Annotated in this window: 12 protein-coding genes; 6 read left to right on the top strand and 6 right to left on the bottom strand. The window is 57.9% G+C overall.

The window, feature by feature from the left end; genetic code table 11:
* Positions 1-60: 60 nt before the first annotated feature.
* Positions 61-2,271, top strand: coding sequence for an acetyl-CoA hydrolase/transferase C-terminal domain-containing protein (locus tag ACTRWH_RS19425; RefSeq protein ID WP_085682047.1), 2,211 nt, complete (start codon positions 61-63; stop codon positions 2,269-2,271).
* A complete protein-coding gene (locus tag ACTRWH_RS19420) occupies positions 2,271-2,729 on the top strand; it encodes an FKBP-type peptidyl-prolyl cis-trans isomerase (protein ID WP_041333500.1) in 459 nt (152 codons plus the stop codon). The genes ACTRWH_RS19425 and ACTRWH_RS19420 overlap by 1 nt, the downstream gene beginning before the upstream one ends.
* Before the next feature lies 1 nt (position 2,730).
* Here ACTRWH_RS19420 and ACTRWH_RS19415 read toward each other — a convergent pair whose 3' ends face one another.
* Positions 2,731-3,537, bottom strand: a complete 807-nt coding sequence (locus tag ACTRWH_RS19415) for a lysophospholipid acyltransferase family protein (RefSeq protein WP_075195991.1) — start codon at positions 3,535-3,537, stop codon at positions 2,731-2,733.
* Between the two features lie 36 nt (positions 3,538-3,573).
* Entirely contained in the window at positions 3,574-4,338 is a 765-nt protein-coding gene (locus ACTRWH_RS19410) for a GNAT family N-acetyltransferase (protein ID WP_305937028.1), read from the bottom strand.
* 301 nt (positions 4,339-4,639) lie between these two features.
* On the opposite strand from ACTRWH_RS19410, the gene ACTRWH_RS19405 reads away from it, so the two are divergent.
* The 3 genes from ACTRWH_RS19405 to glpK all read left to right on the top strand — a co-directional run bounded on the left by ACTRWH_RS19405 (position 4,640) and on the right by glpK (position 8,768).
* Positions 4,640-5,377 carry a response regulator gene (locus ACTRWH_RS19405; protein ID WP_199448215.1) on the top strand — a complete coding sequence of 246 codons (738 nt, stop codon included), beginning with the start codon at positions 4,640-4,642 and terminating at the stop codon, positions 5,375-5,377.
* A gap of 58 nt (positions 5,378-5,435) precedes the next feature.
* A complete protein-coding gene (locus ACTRWH_RS19400; protein ID WP_036204115.1) occupies positions 5,436-7,010 on the top strand; it encodes an ATP-binding protein in 1,575 nt (524 codons plus the stop codon).
* A 276-nt stretch (positions 7,011-7,286) separates the two neighbouring features.
* Positions 7,287-8,768, top strand: coding sequence for a glycerol kinase GlpK (glpK, locus tag ACTRWH_RS19395; protein ID WP_085681496.1), 1,482 nt, complete (start codon positions 7,287-7,289; stop codon positions 8,766-8,768).
* Between the two features lie 11 nt (positions 8,769-8,779).
* On the opposite strand, the gene ACTRWH_RS19390 is transcribed toward glpK, so the two are convergent.
* Positions 8,780-9,850, bottom strand: a complete 1,071-nt coding sequence (locus ACTRWH_RS19390) for an ABC transporter ATP-binding protein (protein WP_036204120.1) — start codon at positions 9,848-9,850, stop codon at positions 8,780-8,782.
* A 4-nt stretch (positions 9,851-9,854) separates the two neighbouring features.
* Positions 9,855-10,769: an ornithine carbamoyltransferase gene (gene argF, locus ACTRWH_RS19385; protein ID WP_085681495.1), complete on the bottom strand. Its 915-nt coding sequence runs from the start codon at positions 10,767-10,769 to the stop codon at positions 9,855-9,857.
* Positions 10,770-11,081: 312 nt separating this feature from the next.
* Here argF and grxD point away from each other — a divergent pair, with 312 nt between their 5' ends.
* Complete coding sequence (grxD, locus tag ACTRWH_RS19380; RefSeq protein WP_036204127.1) at positions 11,082-11,408, top strand: Grx4 family monothiol glutaredoxin; 327 nt, start codon at positions 11,082-11,084, stop codon at positions 11,406-11,408.
* A gap of 11 nt (positions 11,409-11,419) precedes the next feature.
* Here grxD and ACTRWH_RS19375 read toward each other — a convergent pair whose 3' ends face one another.
* Positions 11,420-12,214 (bottom strand): energy transducer TonB family protein, encoded by a 795-nt coding sequence (locus ACTRWH_RS19375; RefSeq protein WP_085681494.1) that lies wholly within the window; start codon positions 12,212-12,214, stop codon positions 11,420-11,422.
* A gap of 25 nt (positions 12,215-12,239) precedes the next feature.
* On the bottom strand, positions 12,240-14,480 hold the full coding sequence (locus tag ACTRWH_RS19370) for a DUF1631 domain-containing protein (protein WP_036204133.1): 2,241 nt from the start codon (positions 14,478-14,480) through the stop codon (positions 12,240-12,242).
* Between the last annotated feature and the right edge of the window lie 255 nt (positions 14,481-14,735).

The following is a 14,735-nucleotide window of genomic DNA, read 5'->3' as shown; positions in this document are numbered from 1 at the left end:
GTGATTATCCATATCGGTAAGCATTCTGACGGCAACTAAGGGAGTAACACTATGGCCGCGATGGTGGAGGAACAACCGGTAACGCTCGCAGACAGCAGCGCCTGTGTAGACGAGCTGATTCGCCGGGTGGGTAAGCGCATCACACTCGGCCTGCCACTGGGGCTTGGTAAACCCATACGTTTTGCCAATGCTCTCTACCAGCGTGCCAAGGACGATCCGTCCATAGAGCTTCACATTGTCACGGCGCTATCCCTGACCGCGCCCGGTGGCAGTTCATCGCTGGAAAAGCGTTTCATGGGCCCGTTCGCCGAGCGCCTGTACGGGCGGATTCCGGAACTTGATTACGCACGGGACGTGATTGGTCAGCGTTTGCCCGAGAACGTGCGGGTATCCGAGTTTTTCTTCAAGGCCGGGTCCTTCCTGAATAACAAGGACCAACAGCGCAACTATGTCTGCACCAACTACACCCATGCAGTGCGCGACCTTATGGCGCTCGGTGTCAATGTCGTCGGCCAGATGGTGGCTCCGGCGACCGAGCCGGATCAGGAAGGCTACGTTAGCCTGAGCTGCAACCCGGATCTGAGTCTGGACCTGCTGCCCCTGTTACGGGCGCGGGAAGCGGCCGGAACCCCCGTGGCGTTGGTGGCAGAGACCAACAGCCATTTGCCCTTTCTCGGCAATGACGCCGCCGTCGAGACGGGCCAGTTTGATATCGTCCTGGAGCATGCCGTCTCCGACTACCCCCTGTTTTCGGCACCGCAAATGTCGGTCAGCCCGGAGGATCACCTTATCGGGTTCTACGCCAGTGCGTTGCTCCGGGATGGAGGGACCCTGCAGGTGGGGATTGGCTCGCTGGGCGCGGCGTTGGTTCACAGCGCGATTCTGCGGCATCGTCACAACGAGCATTGGAAGCAGGTGTTTGATCACCTGAAGGTGGCAGACCGCTTCCCGGTGGTTTCCGAGTACGGTGGCACGGATGTCTTCGAGGAGGGACTCTACGGCTGCAGTGAAATGATGGTGGATGGTTTTATTTACCTCATGGAGGCGGGTGTCCTGACCCGCGAGGTGTTTGATCATGCCGGACTGCAAACATTGATAAACCGGGGCGAACTTACCCACAGTGTTTCTCTCGACACCCTTGATGTCCTGCGGCGGGAACAGTTGATCGACTCGCCGTTACGGGCCAGGGACGTGCAGTGGCTGTGTCGTTACGGCATCCTGAATCCGGAGGTCGAGTTCAAAGGCGGGCGGTTGCGTGTGGGCGAGCAATCCCTGGATCCGGATCTCGACAGTGAGGAGGCGAGAAGCGCCATTGAGTCGTTGGCCCTGGGAAAGTCACTGACCGGAGGGATTGTGGTGCATGGTGGCTTCTTCGTCGGCCCCGAAGCCTTCTATCAGCGGTTGCGGGACCTGGCGCCGCGCGACCGCCAACGCATCTGCATGACCAGCGTCAACTACATCAACCACTTGTATGACCACGCGTTCGGCAACCAGCGTCTGAAAGCTGCACAGAGGGTGCATGGCCGGTTTATCAACTCGGCGATGATGCATACGCTAAGCGGTGCGGCCGTGTCCGACGGGCTGGAAGACGGCCGTGTGGTTAGCGGTGTTGGCGGCCAGTACAATTTTGTCGCCATGGCCCACGAGCTGCCGGGCGCGCGGTCTATCCTGACCCTGCGCAGCACCCGTAAGTCCGGTGAGGAAACACTGTCCAACATTGTCTTCAGTTACGGGCATTGCACCATTCCCCGTCATCTTCGCGACATAGTCATCACTGAGTACGGTATTGCGGATCTGAGGGGCCAGTCCGACGAGCAGGTATACCTGCAACTGATCCGCATTGCAGATTCCCGTTTCCAGGCCGATTTGCTGAAGCAGGCCCAGAAAGCGGGAAAAGTGGATGCTTCGTTTCGTCTGCCTGAGCACTGGTGCAATAACACGCCGGAGGCGGTTGGAGAGGCTGTAAAGATCGCCGGAGACACGGATATGTTTCCAGCATTCCCGTTCGGGCGGGACTTTACCGATGAAGAACTCCGGCTGGGCAAGGCTTTACAAACTCTGAAGGCCGCAACGGCGACTCGTCGTGGTAAACTGTTGACTTTGTGGCGCGCCGTTAAGGCAAACGACGACGACAATCGCTACCAGCCGTTGCTGGAGCGCATGAGCCTGGATAAACCCCGGAGCCTGAAGGCGAGACTGGACCGGCGCCTGGTTATCCATGGCCTGAACCTGACTGATACACCCCCGAATACAGGAAACACAAACGCCTGATGCAAAAACCTGCTGTATTAACCGTCCACTATGTCCTCAAGAACAAGCTCGGTGAGCTGGTTGACACCTCCGAGGGCAGCGAGCCGCTTCATTTCCTGGAAGGCAGCCCGGAAATCATCGAAGGCATCCAGAAAGCGGTGAAAGACCGTAATGTCGGTGATTGCCTGGAAGTGACCGTACCTCCGGCCATGGCGTATGGAGAACATAATCCGGAGCTGATCCGCAAAGTACCCCGTTCCATGTTCGAGAACGTGGAGAACCTGCAGGTAGGGATGAAGTTTCAAACCAATACCGGCGACACGGCCCAGGTGGTACAGGTGGTAAGCATTGATGGCAATCTGGTGCGGGTGGATGCCAACCATCCTCTGGCGGGTTTTACCCTGTACTTTGATCTGGAGATCATCGGTAAGCGTGAAGCCACGGAAGAGGAAATCAACGCCGGCCATCCGCTGAGCTGAATTACAGCTCCGGGCCGGCAACCGCTGTCGGCCCGTCTGATGCCTGGTCTGAAAGGCGTCCCGCCTGAATCTGCCGCAACCCATCGTGTACTGTCTGCCGCAAATCCCGCGTTACATCTGTCAGGTCCGTGCTGTCGTCGATAGTCACCACCGGATGGGCGATAACGCCGACCTCGACCGCCGGCTGGCGCAGCATGCGCATTAAATGATGCTGAAACTCATCGTCGCCAATGAACGGCGCCAAATGGTCGGGATGGCCGTTTCTCAAATAACCGATGCTCAGAGGTTGTATGTCCACGCCTGCATCCGCCGCGGCGTGAAGCAGCCGGCTATGGAAGGGCAGGACGGTCACTCCGGCTGTGGTGGTGCCTTCGGGAAACACCAGCACCGACTGCCCGTTCAGAAGGGTGCGGGCAATTTCGTCGCGGGCCTGGCCGGCTTTGCCACTGCCGCGCTGAATGAACAGCGTGCCCGCCTGCGTGGCCAGCCAACCGATCACCGGCCAGCGGCCTACTTCCGCTTTGGACAGGAAGCGCAGGGGCACCTGTCCGCCAAGTACAGGAATGTCCGACCAGGAGATGTGGTTGCTGACATAGAGCACGGGCCTGTTGCTGAAGGTGCCCTGCGTGGACATGCGAAAGCCAAGACAGCGACTGGCTCCGTTAAAGCAGATGCGGGCGAAGGGCGCGCGGTCGATTTGGCAGCGGAACAGGGTCTCAACCAGTAACAGGGTGCCGGCAAGCGTTGCCGTCAGGCCCATGAAGCCGGTAAAGAGTACCAGTCTTGCGGTCAGGCGTATCAGTTCCATAACCAATCCTCGGGTTGCCAGGGTAGTCCCGGTTGTCTACTGGGCCTGTTTACGCATGAAATGGCGGCTGTAGCGACTGGCCAGGTTGGTGACGTCCAGCACCACCAACAGGTCTGCGCAACGGAAGTCCGGGTCCCAGCAGGGCTCGCCGCAGACGCGGGCGCCGAGGCGCATGTAGGCCTTGATCAGCGCGGGAACGTCCACCGGGCGATCCTCGCTGACAGTGTGAGTCAGGTGCGGCAGTGCCCGTAACGGGGTTACCCGGTACTCCTCGCCGGCCAGGAATTCCCGCTGCAGGTATCGGGCTATGCGCCAGGCTTTCAGGCCGCCATCTGACATACCGATACTGGCGCAGCCAATCAGGTAATCCACGTTTCGCGATACCAGGTATTCCGCAACGGATGCCCACAACAGGCTGATGGTCGCACCATTGCGATAGTCCGGGTGCACGCAGGTTCTCCCAAGCTCGGCGACAGTCCCGGGGAGTTGGTAAAGGGAAGAGAGTTCGAACTCACCCTCGGAATAGAAGCCTCCGGCTTCCATGGCCTGGCTGTGGTGAAGCACTCGTGTTGTAGCGACCAGTTCACCGGTGTTCTCATCGGTGACAATCAGATGATCGCAGAATCGGTCAAACTCGTCCGCATCAATGCCAGGGACGGTAGCCCCCAGGTCAGAACCATACTCTTCCGAGAAAACCTGATAGCGCAATTTCTGAGCGGATTCAACGAGATCCGGCTGTTGGGTAATGACGGTTTTGAGCTGTCGGGCCGAGCGTGACAGGCGGGCGGTCTGGGCGTTCATGGCAATGCCTCTTTGTTTCCACTTTTCGACAAGGCTATGAATCCGGTGTGACATCGGAATGAACGGGGGATGACGACTTTGTGACAAGTCCCGTTATCGGTGTGGAGGTGTGAGCTTTGTCACGGGCTGTAACGAACAGGCGGTTCCATGTATATTTCTGAATAGCATGTATAATTGCTGTTACAGGAGGTAGCCTGTATTGTCAGTTGGTAGCTGATCTTCTGACAGGCAGCTCTGTTCCGGCCATGTGGGGTGATGACGTTGGCCGGACGTTTCAGAAACCGGAAAAACAAAATCAGAGATGGATGGCGTGGAACAGACGAACGAAAGTTGGCGGATTCTTATAGTCGAAGATGATGAGAGGCTGGCAGAGCTGACCAGGGAGTACCTGGAGAGTAACGGGTTGACTGTCACCCTCGAAACTCACGGTGGGAACGCGGTGGAGCGCATTCGCAAGGAGCAGCCGGATCTGGTCGTGCTTGACCTGATGTTACCGGGTGAGGATGGACTGTCTATCTGCAGGCGCGCGCGGCCTTTCTATCCGGGCCCGATTATCATGCTTACTGCTCGCACGGACGATCTGGACCAGGTGCTCGGCCTGGAAATGGGGGCCGACGATTACATCGGCAAGCCGGTTCAGCCAAGGGTGCTGCTGGCAAGAATCCGCGCCTTGCTGAGGCGGGTTACCGAGAATGGTACGGTGGCTGCGGAAGAGGGTAGCGGTGAAGAACCGGTCAGACTGCAGTTCAACAACCTGGTGGTGGACAGGTCAATGCGCGAAGCATGGTTGAACGACGACAGTATCGACCTCACCAGTGCGGAATTCGACCTGCTCTGGCTATTGGCAAGCAACGCTGGCCGAGTGCTCAGTCGGGAGGAAATCTTCACCGCCCTGAGAGGGATCGAGTACGATGGCCAGGACCGTTCGATCGATGTCCGGGTTTCGAGGATACGTCCCAAGATTGGCGACGATCCCATCCACCCGAGGCGCATTAAAACCGTACGCAGCAAAGGCTACCTGTTCGTAAAGGAAGCCTGACTGTTCAGTCTCTGGCGCTGGCCCGGCGGGGCCGGCGTTCATTGCCAGGGTTATCGCAATGCCCCTCAAGTTTTTTCTCAAGCTTTACGCCCGGCTGATTGGTCTTACCTTTCTGATTCTCCTGTTTTGTGCCGCATTGTTCCTGGGTGTGAATTCCGTCAGGGAGCAGTACTGGCAGGAGCGTTTTTCAGAGCCCCTGTTGCGTTGGCTTGTCGCGACTCCTCATCCTCAGCAACAGTATCCCTGGCTCAAGTCTTTCTACGATTTCCGGGTGACGCCGCCGGGTAACCTGTCGGTGTCCGATGTCATCATGGAGCGCCTTTCCTATGGCCAGGTAGTGGCGATGGACACCAGTATCGGCCAGCAGGTGATGGTCCGGAACGATAGCGGTGGGATCATCGACCTGCGATTTCGGGATATCTACAGCGATGTTGCCGAGGCAACCGCTCTCATCGCTCGCCTGCATCTTGATGACATGTCTTCGGATGGCAGGGAAGGTGCCATGTCGCAGCTATCCGATACGCTCGGGGTAGAGCTGATGGCGGTTCGGGATCAGGCCGCACTCCCGGATTCCGAGGTTCTCGAACGCGTCTCCGAGCGGGGTATCTCGCTATACCATCATCCCTCCCGGGATCGTGCCCAGGTGTTGATCCGTCTGGAAGATGGCACTCTCGTGGACATGGCTATGCCTGCGCCCTTCAGTCCCTGGGCATGGCCGGTAATGCTGCTATTGCTTGTAGTGGCGGGAAGCGTTCTCGCACTGGCTCTCTATCTGGCGTTAAGGGATGTAGACAGCAACCTCCGGGCCGTGGAGTCGGTGGCAATCCGCATAGCCCGCGGCGAGATGGGGGCGCGGGTGGATGCCGGCGACAGTCGCCTTGTGTCCCGGTTGGCCGCAGCCTTCAACGGTATGGCGGAGCATATCCAGCGGCTGGTAGGGGTTCAGCGGGAAATGATCCACGCGGTTTCCCATGAGCTGAGAACACCAGTTGCCCGTATTCGATTCGGTGTCCAGATGATCGAAAGCGCCAATTCTCCGGAGGCGCTCCAGAAGCAGCTTGATGGCATTGACGGCGACATCCAGGAGCTTGATGAGCTGATCGATGAAATCCTGACCTACGCCCGGTTGGAGCAGGGTGGTCCCGTATTTGCGCTTCAGGAGCGGTCGGTCAGTGATATCGTTCGCCAGGTGGTGAGCGAGCAGCAGATGGTCCGCCCGGACCACACCATCGAGGCAGACATTGACGATGAATCCGAGCGTTGGTCACTGTCTGATGTGGAGCCTCGGTATCTGCACCGGGCGGTTCAGAATCTGGTAGGAAACGCTGCACGCTACGCGGCCGGCCGCGTGAAAGTCCACTGCCAGTTTGATGAGGATAATTGCCGCATTGATGTGGAGGATGACGGCCCTGGTATTCCCGAAGAGGATTGGGAAAAAGTGTTTACTGCATTTGCTCGCCTCGATGACAGCCGTACCCGAACCTCGGGCGGTTATGGCCTTGGCCTCTCCATTGTCAGGAGAATCCTCTACTGGCATGGCGGGCAGGCGTTTGTCAGTCGCAGCGACGAGTTGGGCGGAGCCCGCTTCAGTCTGGTCTGGCCTCGCAAGAAGCCGGTGGAGCACACCCTCTAAGCCGTTTTGTGATGCGCCTCTCAGCCCCTAACCTGATGTAACAAAGGCGCAACACAACCTCAACTGAAGGCTGGGCAATCCGAGCCGATACTAAATGTGTAAGGGATGACTTTTGAGGTTGTAGTTCTTACGAACTTTCCTTGTTTCATTCGTCATTTGAGGGCCGGTTTTCCGGCCCTTTTTTTATGCCCGACTTTCCCATAGCGTTCTTAGCAATCCTTTGAGAAGATTGCAGCATTGACCAGAACAATGCTGAAGCACCTGAAAGGACGCCCCATGACCCAGCACCTGCTCGCCATCGATCAGGGGACCACCAGTTCCCGCGCGATCATTTTCAATGCCTCCGGCCAAGCCATCGCCACGGCGCAACAGGAATTTCACCAGTACTTTCCGAAAGATGGCCAGGTGGAACATGAGGCCGGCGAAATCTGGCAAAGTACATTGGCGGTGTGCAGGGAGGTTCTCGAGTCGTCAGGGCTGGATGCCTCAACCCTGGCAGGTATCGGCATCACCAATCAGCGGGAAACCACGGTGATCTGGGATCGGAAAACCGGAGAGCCAATTCACCGCGCGATTGTCTGGCAGGATCGACGCACAGCGTCTGTTTGCACCAAACTCAAATCCGATGGCCATGAAGGTAGGGTGGTGGAACGCACCGGCCTCTTGATTGACCCGTATTTCTCCGCCACCAAGATTGCCTGGATACTCGACCATGTGGACGGTGCCCGTCAGAGGGCGGAAGCTGGCGAGCTTGCCTTCGGTACTGTGGACTGCTGGCTGCTCTGGAATCTGACTGGTGGGCGCTCCCACAAGACCGATGCCACCAACGCCTCGCGCACGGCGTTGTTCAATATCCATAGTCAGCAATGGGACGACGAGTTGTTGACCCTCTTCCGGGTTCCCCGGGCGCTGTTGCCGGAAGTGCTCGATTCTGCCGCGGATTTTGGCACCACTGACAGGCAGTGGCTGGGGGCATCGGTGCAGGTCGCAGGCATCGCAGGCGACCAGCACGCAGCATTGATTGGGCAGGCCTGTTTCGAGCCCGGTATGGCGAAAAGCACCTATGGCACCGGTTGTTTCCTGATGCTGAATACCGGCGAAAAGGCGCTACGCTCCGAAAACCGGTTGCTGACAACCATGGCTTATCGTTTGAATGGCAAACCGTGCTACGCCATGGAAGGCAGCATCTTTGTTGCCGGCGCCGCCATGCAATGGCTCAGGGACGGGTTGAAGCTTATCAGTCACGCCAGCGAATCCTCTGATTACGCCTCGAAAGTGGGGGCGGAAAACCCTGTTTATCTGGTTCCGGCCTTTACCGGTCTGGGTGCGCCACATTGGGATCCTCACGCCCGCGGGGCGATTCTTGGCCTTACCCGGGACACCGGAATCGGCGAGATCGTCACCGCCGGCCTGCAATCCGTGTGCTATCAGACCAAGGACCTGATCCGCGCCATCCAGAACGATGGTGCGTCCCTACAGGCATTGCGGGTGGATGGTGGCATGGTGGTCAACGACTGGGTGATGCAATTTCTGGCGGATATCCTCAACGTGCCAGTGGACCGCCCCCGCGTGACAGAGACCACGGCTCTGGGGGCGGCCTATCTGGCCGGGCTGCAGACCGGTGTATACCAGGGGCTGGACGAGATAGCACGACTCTGGGAGCGGGAACATCGCTTCGAGGCGGCTATGAAGCCGGCATTGCGGGAGACCCTGTACGCCGGCTGGCTGGATTCCGTGGAGCGGGTTTGTAATAACTGAGGCTCGGGCTCTCAGGTTCTCTCGAAGGCGATCAGATGGTCTGCCTCCACCCGGACTGGCACGTGTTCGCCCAGGTGAAAGTCCAGATGGCTCCGGAACAGGGCCTCGAACTCGGTGTCTTCCGAGCAGCGAAAGCGATAGAGCGTCGACGTCCCGGCAAAGGTCTTTTCCACCACTTTTGGCTTAAGTTCGGAGTTGGCATCGTAGACGATGTCGTCTGGCCGGATCAGCACGTCGACCAGCGTGCCGGGTTGCCAGGTGTAGGCGCGGTTGCCGCGGATGACCCCCAGCTCGGACTCAATCGTGTCCGGCCCCAACGCTTTTCCTGGAACGAAGCCTCCCTGGCCCACGAAACCTGCAACAAAACGGTTGGCGGGTTCGTGGTATAGGTTGTAGGGCACGTCCCATTGCTGTATTCCGCCGTCTTTCAGAACCGCCACCTGATCACACATGGCGAAGGCTTCCTGTTGATCGTGAGTGACCAGGATGGCACTGATGCCCAGTGTCTTGAGGATTTCCCGCACATCCAGGCTGAGTCGGCGGCGCAGATCTGCGTCGAGGTTAGAGAACGGCTCGTCCAGCAGTATCAACGTGGGTTCCGGTGCCAGGGCACGGGCAAGCGCCACCCTTTGTTGCTGCCCACCCGACAGTTCATGGGGGTAGTTGTCGGCAAGATCCTGCAGATGAACCACCTTAAGCAACTCGGTGACTTTCTGATGTTTTTCCTCGCGATCCTCTCTGCGCAAGCCGAAGCCGACGTTTTCGGCAATTGTCAGGTGTGGGAACAGGGCGTAGTCCTGAAACACCATGCCGATTCGGCGCTTCTCAGGGGCGAGAGTGCGACCGGGCAGGCTGATGGAACTGGACTGCAGGCAAATCTCACCGGTATTGATGGGAAGAAATCCTGCCAATGCCCTGAGGATGGTGCTTTTTCCGCAACCGCTGGGGCCCAGCAGGCAGCCGATATCGCCGTGACTGAGGGCAAAGTTGACGTTCCTGACCACTGAGCCATCGCCATACCCGCAGGACAGGTTGTTTACTTCCAGCAGCCAGTCAGCAGGCTGAGCCAGGCTATCGGTCATTCGGTCAGTCCAGTCGATTGAGGATCAGGAATTCCAGCAGCGCTTTTTGGGCGTGCAAGCGGTTTTCGGCTTCTTCCCAGACCACCGAACGCGGGTGTTCCATCATGTCCGCGGATATCTCCTCGCCACGGTGCGCCGGCAGGCAGTGCATGAACAGGGCGTCCTTGTCCGCCAATTTCATCAGCGAGGGATTGATCTGGTAGTTCTGGAAGACTCTCTGACGGGCTTTCTGTTCATCTTCCTGCCCCATGGAGGCCCAGACATCCGTGACCAGGAGATCAGCACCTCTGGCGGCTTCAGCCGGATCATGAACCACAGACACCCGATCCTGATGGGTTTTCAGCAATTCACTGTCAGGTTCGTAACCCTCCGGGCAGGCAACGCGCAGGTTAAAGCCGAACTGCGTTGCTGCATTGATGTAGGACTGGCACATGTTGTTGCCATCGCCAACCCAGGCAACCGTACCGCCACGAATGCTGCCGCGATGTTCCCGGTACGTCTGCATGTCGGCCAGCAGCTGGCAAGGATGGAAATCATCTGTCAGAGCGTTGATGACGGGCACTCTGGAGGCCGCCGCGAATGCGTCGACGGTATCGTGGGAAAACGTCCGGATCATGACAGCGTCCACCATGCTGGAAATCACGATGGCGGAGTCTTCAATGGGTTCTCCTCGTCCGAGCTGGGTATCACGGGGAGAGAGGAACAGAGCAGCGCCACCGAGCTGGGTCATGCCCGCCTCGAAGGATACCCGCGTACGGGTTGACGACTTCTCGAAGATCATTGCCAGGACACGATTCTTCAGGGTTTCGCGCACGACGCCCTGGCGCCAATCGTTGCGGAGTTTAGTGCCGTGGTCGACCAGACTTTCAAGCTCGTCGGAGCTTAAGTCATTGAGTGTGAGAAAATGTCTTGCTGCCATGGAGTGGCCCTTAATTAATCGATAACCCTATCCAAGAAATCCGGATCTATTCGTGGTTACAACCGGCCCGCGGTGGTCATTGTCCTGAAACGGCAATACGCCAGCACGCGGTGAGAGCCGCACTGGCGGGAAATACGGAAACGGAGGTTGCCTGAAAGGCAGGGGCTCAAGTCTAGCCCGTCAGGGGGCTGAAGACAACGCCAGGGCATATGCAGGTGTCAGGCGGTGTTTGGTGAGCGTCACGGGACGTGTACAATAGTGTCAGGCATGTCGCAACCGGGCGACCCCGTTTCCAATGAGAGGTGAGAGTTCATGGACATCAACGAAACCATCAAGAGCCAGCTTGAGGAAAACGCCATTATCCTCTATATGAAAGGCACTCCACAGGCTCCGCAGTGCGGTTTCTCAGCGAAGACCGTCCAGGCGCTGATGGCATGCGGCGAGCGGTTCGCCTTTGTAAATATTCTTGATAACCAGGAATTGCGTGAAGGCCTCAAGGTCTATTCAAGCTGGCCCACCTACCCGCAGCTCTATATCAATGGTGAGCTGGTAGGCGGCTGCGACATTATTCTCGAAATGTCGGAAAGTGGTGAGCTGGCCGAGCAGGTCAAAGCCGCTGCGAAACAGGCAGAAGCCTGAGTTAACCGCGTTTAAAGGCGTTCCGGGGCGAAAATGAGTTCGACCCGGAATTGCTTCCTTCCTGAGTATTCTTCCGGTGGTTTTGGATAAGGACTGGCTAGCAGGGCAGCCTGATAAATCGCTCGGTCTATGTCGTTGAACCCCGTCGATTTGGTGACTTTGGCACCAGTAAGTGCTCCGCTTGGGAGTAGTTTCAGCTCAAGCTGACTGCTCACCGGCTCGGTGACACTGCGGCTGGAAGGAACCGGTCGTTTGCCGAGTTCCTTACCAATGTGTACGGCCAGGCTTGCCGTATAGGGATCCACATCTCGTGGCGACGATGTTATCTGAGTGACCTTTTTCGGCGTGTCCTCCACCGGTTGCTCCGGGTTGCCTGCGGCAGTAGCGGCCGAGTCCTGCGAGGGCGTTGTCCGTGCTGGAGATTGGGGCTCCACCACGGGGGGTTGTGGTGATGGCGCCGAACGCGCAGTTGGTTCTTTGTGCCGGGGATGACTGGTGTCGACTTGCGGCGATTCCACAGCAACGGGGTCACGCTGGTCGCTGGTGGACGTTGGTTCAGTTGTGATCGTGTTGCGGTCCGGAGCTGTCGTGCGAGTCGGCGATGTCGCGCTGGCGGCGGATTCCGGCAAGGGAATACTGCCAGGACTGACCAGTTCCACTTTCACCGTCTGGCGATGGCTTTCCGCGCTTGGAGCCGTATAGGGAAGGGTGGCCATTATCAGGGTATGAAGCAGTAAGGCAACCGATATCGCCAGGGTGATCCGGTATTTGTCCGGGAGGCCGGTAACACTGCCATACTCCAGCATTGTTGCTCAGACGCTCCCAGTGCTTTTAACCTGCCTTGCTCCGCAAGCTGCCCACGACCGCGTCCAGCGCCCGGTCAATCAGCGCTCCCTGCTCAAGGACGGTCAGACGGCCGCGCCGCATCTCATGCGCCAGGTCGGTGCGGGTTTTCTCGATCACCTTGAGCCCCATGCGATTTACGAAAACAAAGCAGTCTGCTTCCTCAATGATGGCGGACAGTTTGCAGCGGAAGCTGGCCCCGTTGACCAGGTTGAACTCCACCCAATTGCCGATTTCAATAGCATCGATCTGTGCCACATATTCGGCGATGGCGGCGTCCTCAAGCTCCTGTTGGCGCTCGATGGCAGTCTGATGAGCCGTGGGGATGTCTTCTTCGGGTTCCGGCTCGGGAGAGTCCTCCATGGCCTCGGCCAGCGCGTTGGCCCGAAAAGCTTCCGTTAACTCGTGCTTGAGGTCCGCCATCATCTCATCCAGCTTGGATGAGTTGTAGGAAACCTCTTCAAGCCCGGCCCGGAGTGACTTCAGCAAGCCGGGAACCACGCGAACCCACTGATCCCGCTCTTCATCTTCCTGATGCGGATGCAGGCACCAAATGAGGTCATCCACCACGCGGACAGTCTGTAGCCAGCGGTGTTCCACGTCGTCCCTCAGGTAAGCCAGGAACATCACTCGGCTCCAGCCGTTGATCAGGATGTTCCGCACTGGCTCCTGAAGCTTGTATCGCGCCAGTTTTTTCTGCAGCAACTGATCGACGGTTTCCTGAGCTTTCTGCGATTTGATACGTCCGCGCTCGGATTCCCGGGTGCGCTGCTCCACCAGGGAGGACTTGCGGTTTTCCCTTGCCAGGAACTGTTCGAACTCCTCGCCCAGGGTTTCAAAGAGTGTTACGTCACCATCGAATTCGTTCAGTATGCGAACGACAATGGCGTGGATCTGCTCGTACAGCTTGTCGCGGGTTTTCTCGTCACTCTCGCTCCAGCCAATGCCGGCCCGTGCCAGGGAGTTCAGCAGGCGGCGGGCTGGGTGAGTTGCTTTACTGAAGAATGACTTGTCCTTGATCACCACCTTGAGGATGGGGATCTGTAATCGGCTGATCAGGACCTGCACGGGGGCCGAGAGGTTGTAATCGTCGAGAATGAATTCAAACAACATGGACACGAGGTTGATCAGGTCCTCGTCCATTTCCGCCAACGCCGGCTTTTTGCCATCGCTGGTCGTTCCGGCCTGTGCCAGCAACTGTTGGACAACCTGATGGAGGTCAACCATCACCGGCTCGCCGGCACTCAGGTTGCCGCTAATCTGTTCGCCAGGGGGGTGTTGGGGAAGTGAGCCGAGCAGACTTGCCAGTTCCGCTCCCCCAACGACATGAATATTGGGGTCGGATGCCCGCGGCGGAATGCCTGCGTTGGCGCGCTGGAGCGCCAGCATCTGCCGGATCTGGTCGAACATGGCGCCTTCATGGTGCCCTTGCTGACTTTCCGCAGCAGCGGGTTCCGTCATCGCGCTGGCGTTCCCACCTGTTTCGTCAGCGTGAGTGCCGGATGCTGTCTTGCTCTGCTGTTTACCAGCCTTGCCGTGGTAGCGGAAATTCGGAATCACGCCGGCCTGGATGAGGATTCGGTTGGCTTCGTCCAGCAACATGCCAAGGTTGGAAACAACGTAACGATCAAATTGCTTGAGCAGAATCAGGCGTTCGCGTATCTGGATTTCCAGCGCCTGGATGGCTTCCACAAAGGCGCTGCAGAGATGTTCTGGCGCCATGGGGTTAACCGGCGCTTCGTCACTGGCGCCCGGATAAACCACGCTGAAGCGTGTCTGCAGTTGTAACAGGGGACCCTGAAAGTGGACCTTGGACTTGGTGATCATGGCATTGAGGGCAACCTGTTCTTCCAGGTCGTCGTCGCCTACCAGCGACAGGCTGTCTGAGCTGGTCTGGCTGGCTAGACTTTCGTCGGCTGCCACGCTGCCGCTTTGAGGCGGATTGGCGAACAGTTGTGCTACCGCATTCTGGAAGTGACGCTCTACACCCTTCCGCTTGATACGGATTTCGCGCATGGCCTCGAAATAGCGGTTCTGCTCGTTGTTGCTTCTGGCGTTGTTTGCCAGCTCGAACAGCGAGTCATCAACTGCATCAAATGCACCCTGCAACAAATCCCCCAGTCCAGCAACGACAGTGTCGCGGATGCGAACCACCTGCGCAGGTACGGGATTTGAGCTCCCTGCCTCCCGGTGCTCGCGGAGATAATGTATGCCGGACTGCTTATTCATGGCCGACTCCTGTGTACGCCTCAACCGGATACATGACCGAGCTTACAGCTGTATTTTTTCTTTATACGTTAAATCTACCGCATTTTAACACACGGTAACATGACCAAACGCTAACAAAACCCACTAATGTTCCAAAGCACCCTAAGGAACGGCGGATCATATGCCTTACGGCATGTTGTTATTATTTTTTGCGTGACTCCAGTCTTGGGTGGAACCGCATTTCGGTCAAGAAAAATATTAAAATTTGATCTTTCT

Source organism: Marinobacter sp. G5_S1_61_S3 (genome assembly GCF_054968585.1).
Note: the sequence above shows the minus strand (reverse complement) of the source record. Positions and strands in the feature narration are given on the sequence as shown.

Bases quoted from the DNA above. Each gene is read 5' to 3' on its own strand.
- ACTRWH_RS19410 (WP_305937028.1), bottom strand. From the start codon at position 4,338: ATGAACGCCCAGACCGCCCGCCTGTCACGCTCGGCCCGACAGCTCAAA.
- ACTRWH_RS19370 (WP_036204133.1), bottom strand. From the start codon at position 14,480: ATGAATAAGCAGTCCGGCATACATTATCTCCGCGAGCACCGGGAGGCA.
- ACTRWH_RS19425 (WP_085682047.1), top strand. From the start codon at position 61: ATGGTGGAGGAACAACCGGTAACGCTCGCAGACAGCAGCGCCTGTGTA.
- ACTRWH_RS19415 (WP_075195991.1), bottom strand. From the start codon at position 3,537: ATGGAACTGATACGCCTGACCGCAAGACTGGTACTCTTTACCGGCTTC.
- glpK (WP_085681496.1), top strand. From the start codon at position 7,287: ATGACCCAGCACCTGCTCGCCATCGATCAGGGGACCACCAGTTCCCGC.
- ACTRWH_RS19390 (WP_036204120.1), bottom strand. From the start codon at position 9,850: ATGACCGATAGCCTGGCTCAGCCTGCTGACTGGCTGCTGGAAGTAAAC.
- ACTRWH_RS19420 (WP_041333500.1), top strand. From the start codon at position 2,271: ATGCAAAAACCTGCTGTATTAACCGTCCACTATGTCCTCAAGAACAAG.
- grxD (WP_036204127.1), top strand. From the start codon at position 11,082: ATGGACATCAACGAAACCATCAAGAGCCAGCTTGAGGAAAACGCCATT.
- ACTRWH_RS19405 (WP_199448215.1), top strand. From the start codon at position 4,640: ATGGATGGCGTGGAACAGACGAACGAAAGTTGGCGGATTCTTATAGTC.
- argF (WP_085681495.1), bottom strand. From the start codon at position 10,769: ATGGCAGCAAGACATTTTCTCACACTCAATGACTTAAGCTCCGACGAG.
- ACTRWH_RS19375 (WP_085681494.1), bottom strand. From the start codon at position 12,214: ATGCTGGAGTATGGCAGTGTTACCGGCCTCCCGGACAAATACCGGATC.
- ACTRWH_RS19400 (WP_036204115.1), top strand. From the start codon at position 5,436: ATGCCCCTCAAGTTTTTTCTCAAGCTTTACGCCCGGCTGATTGGTCTT.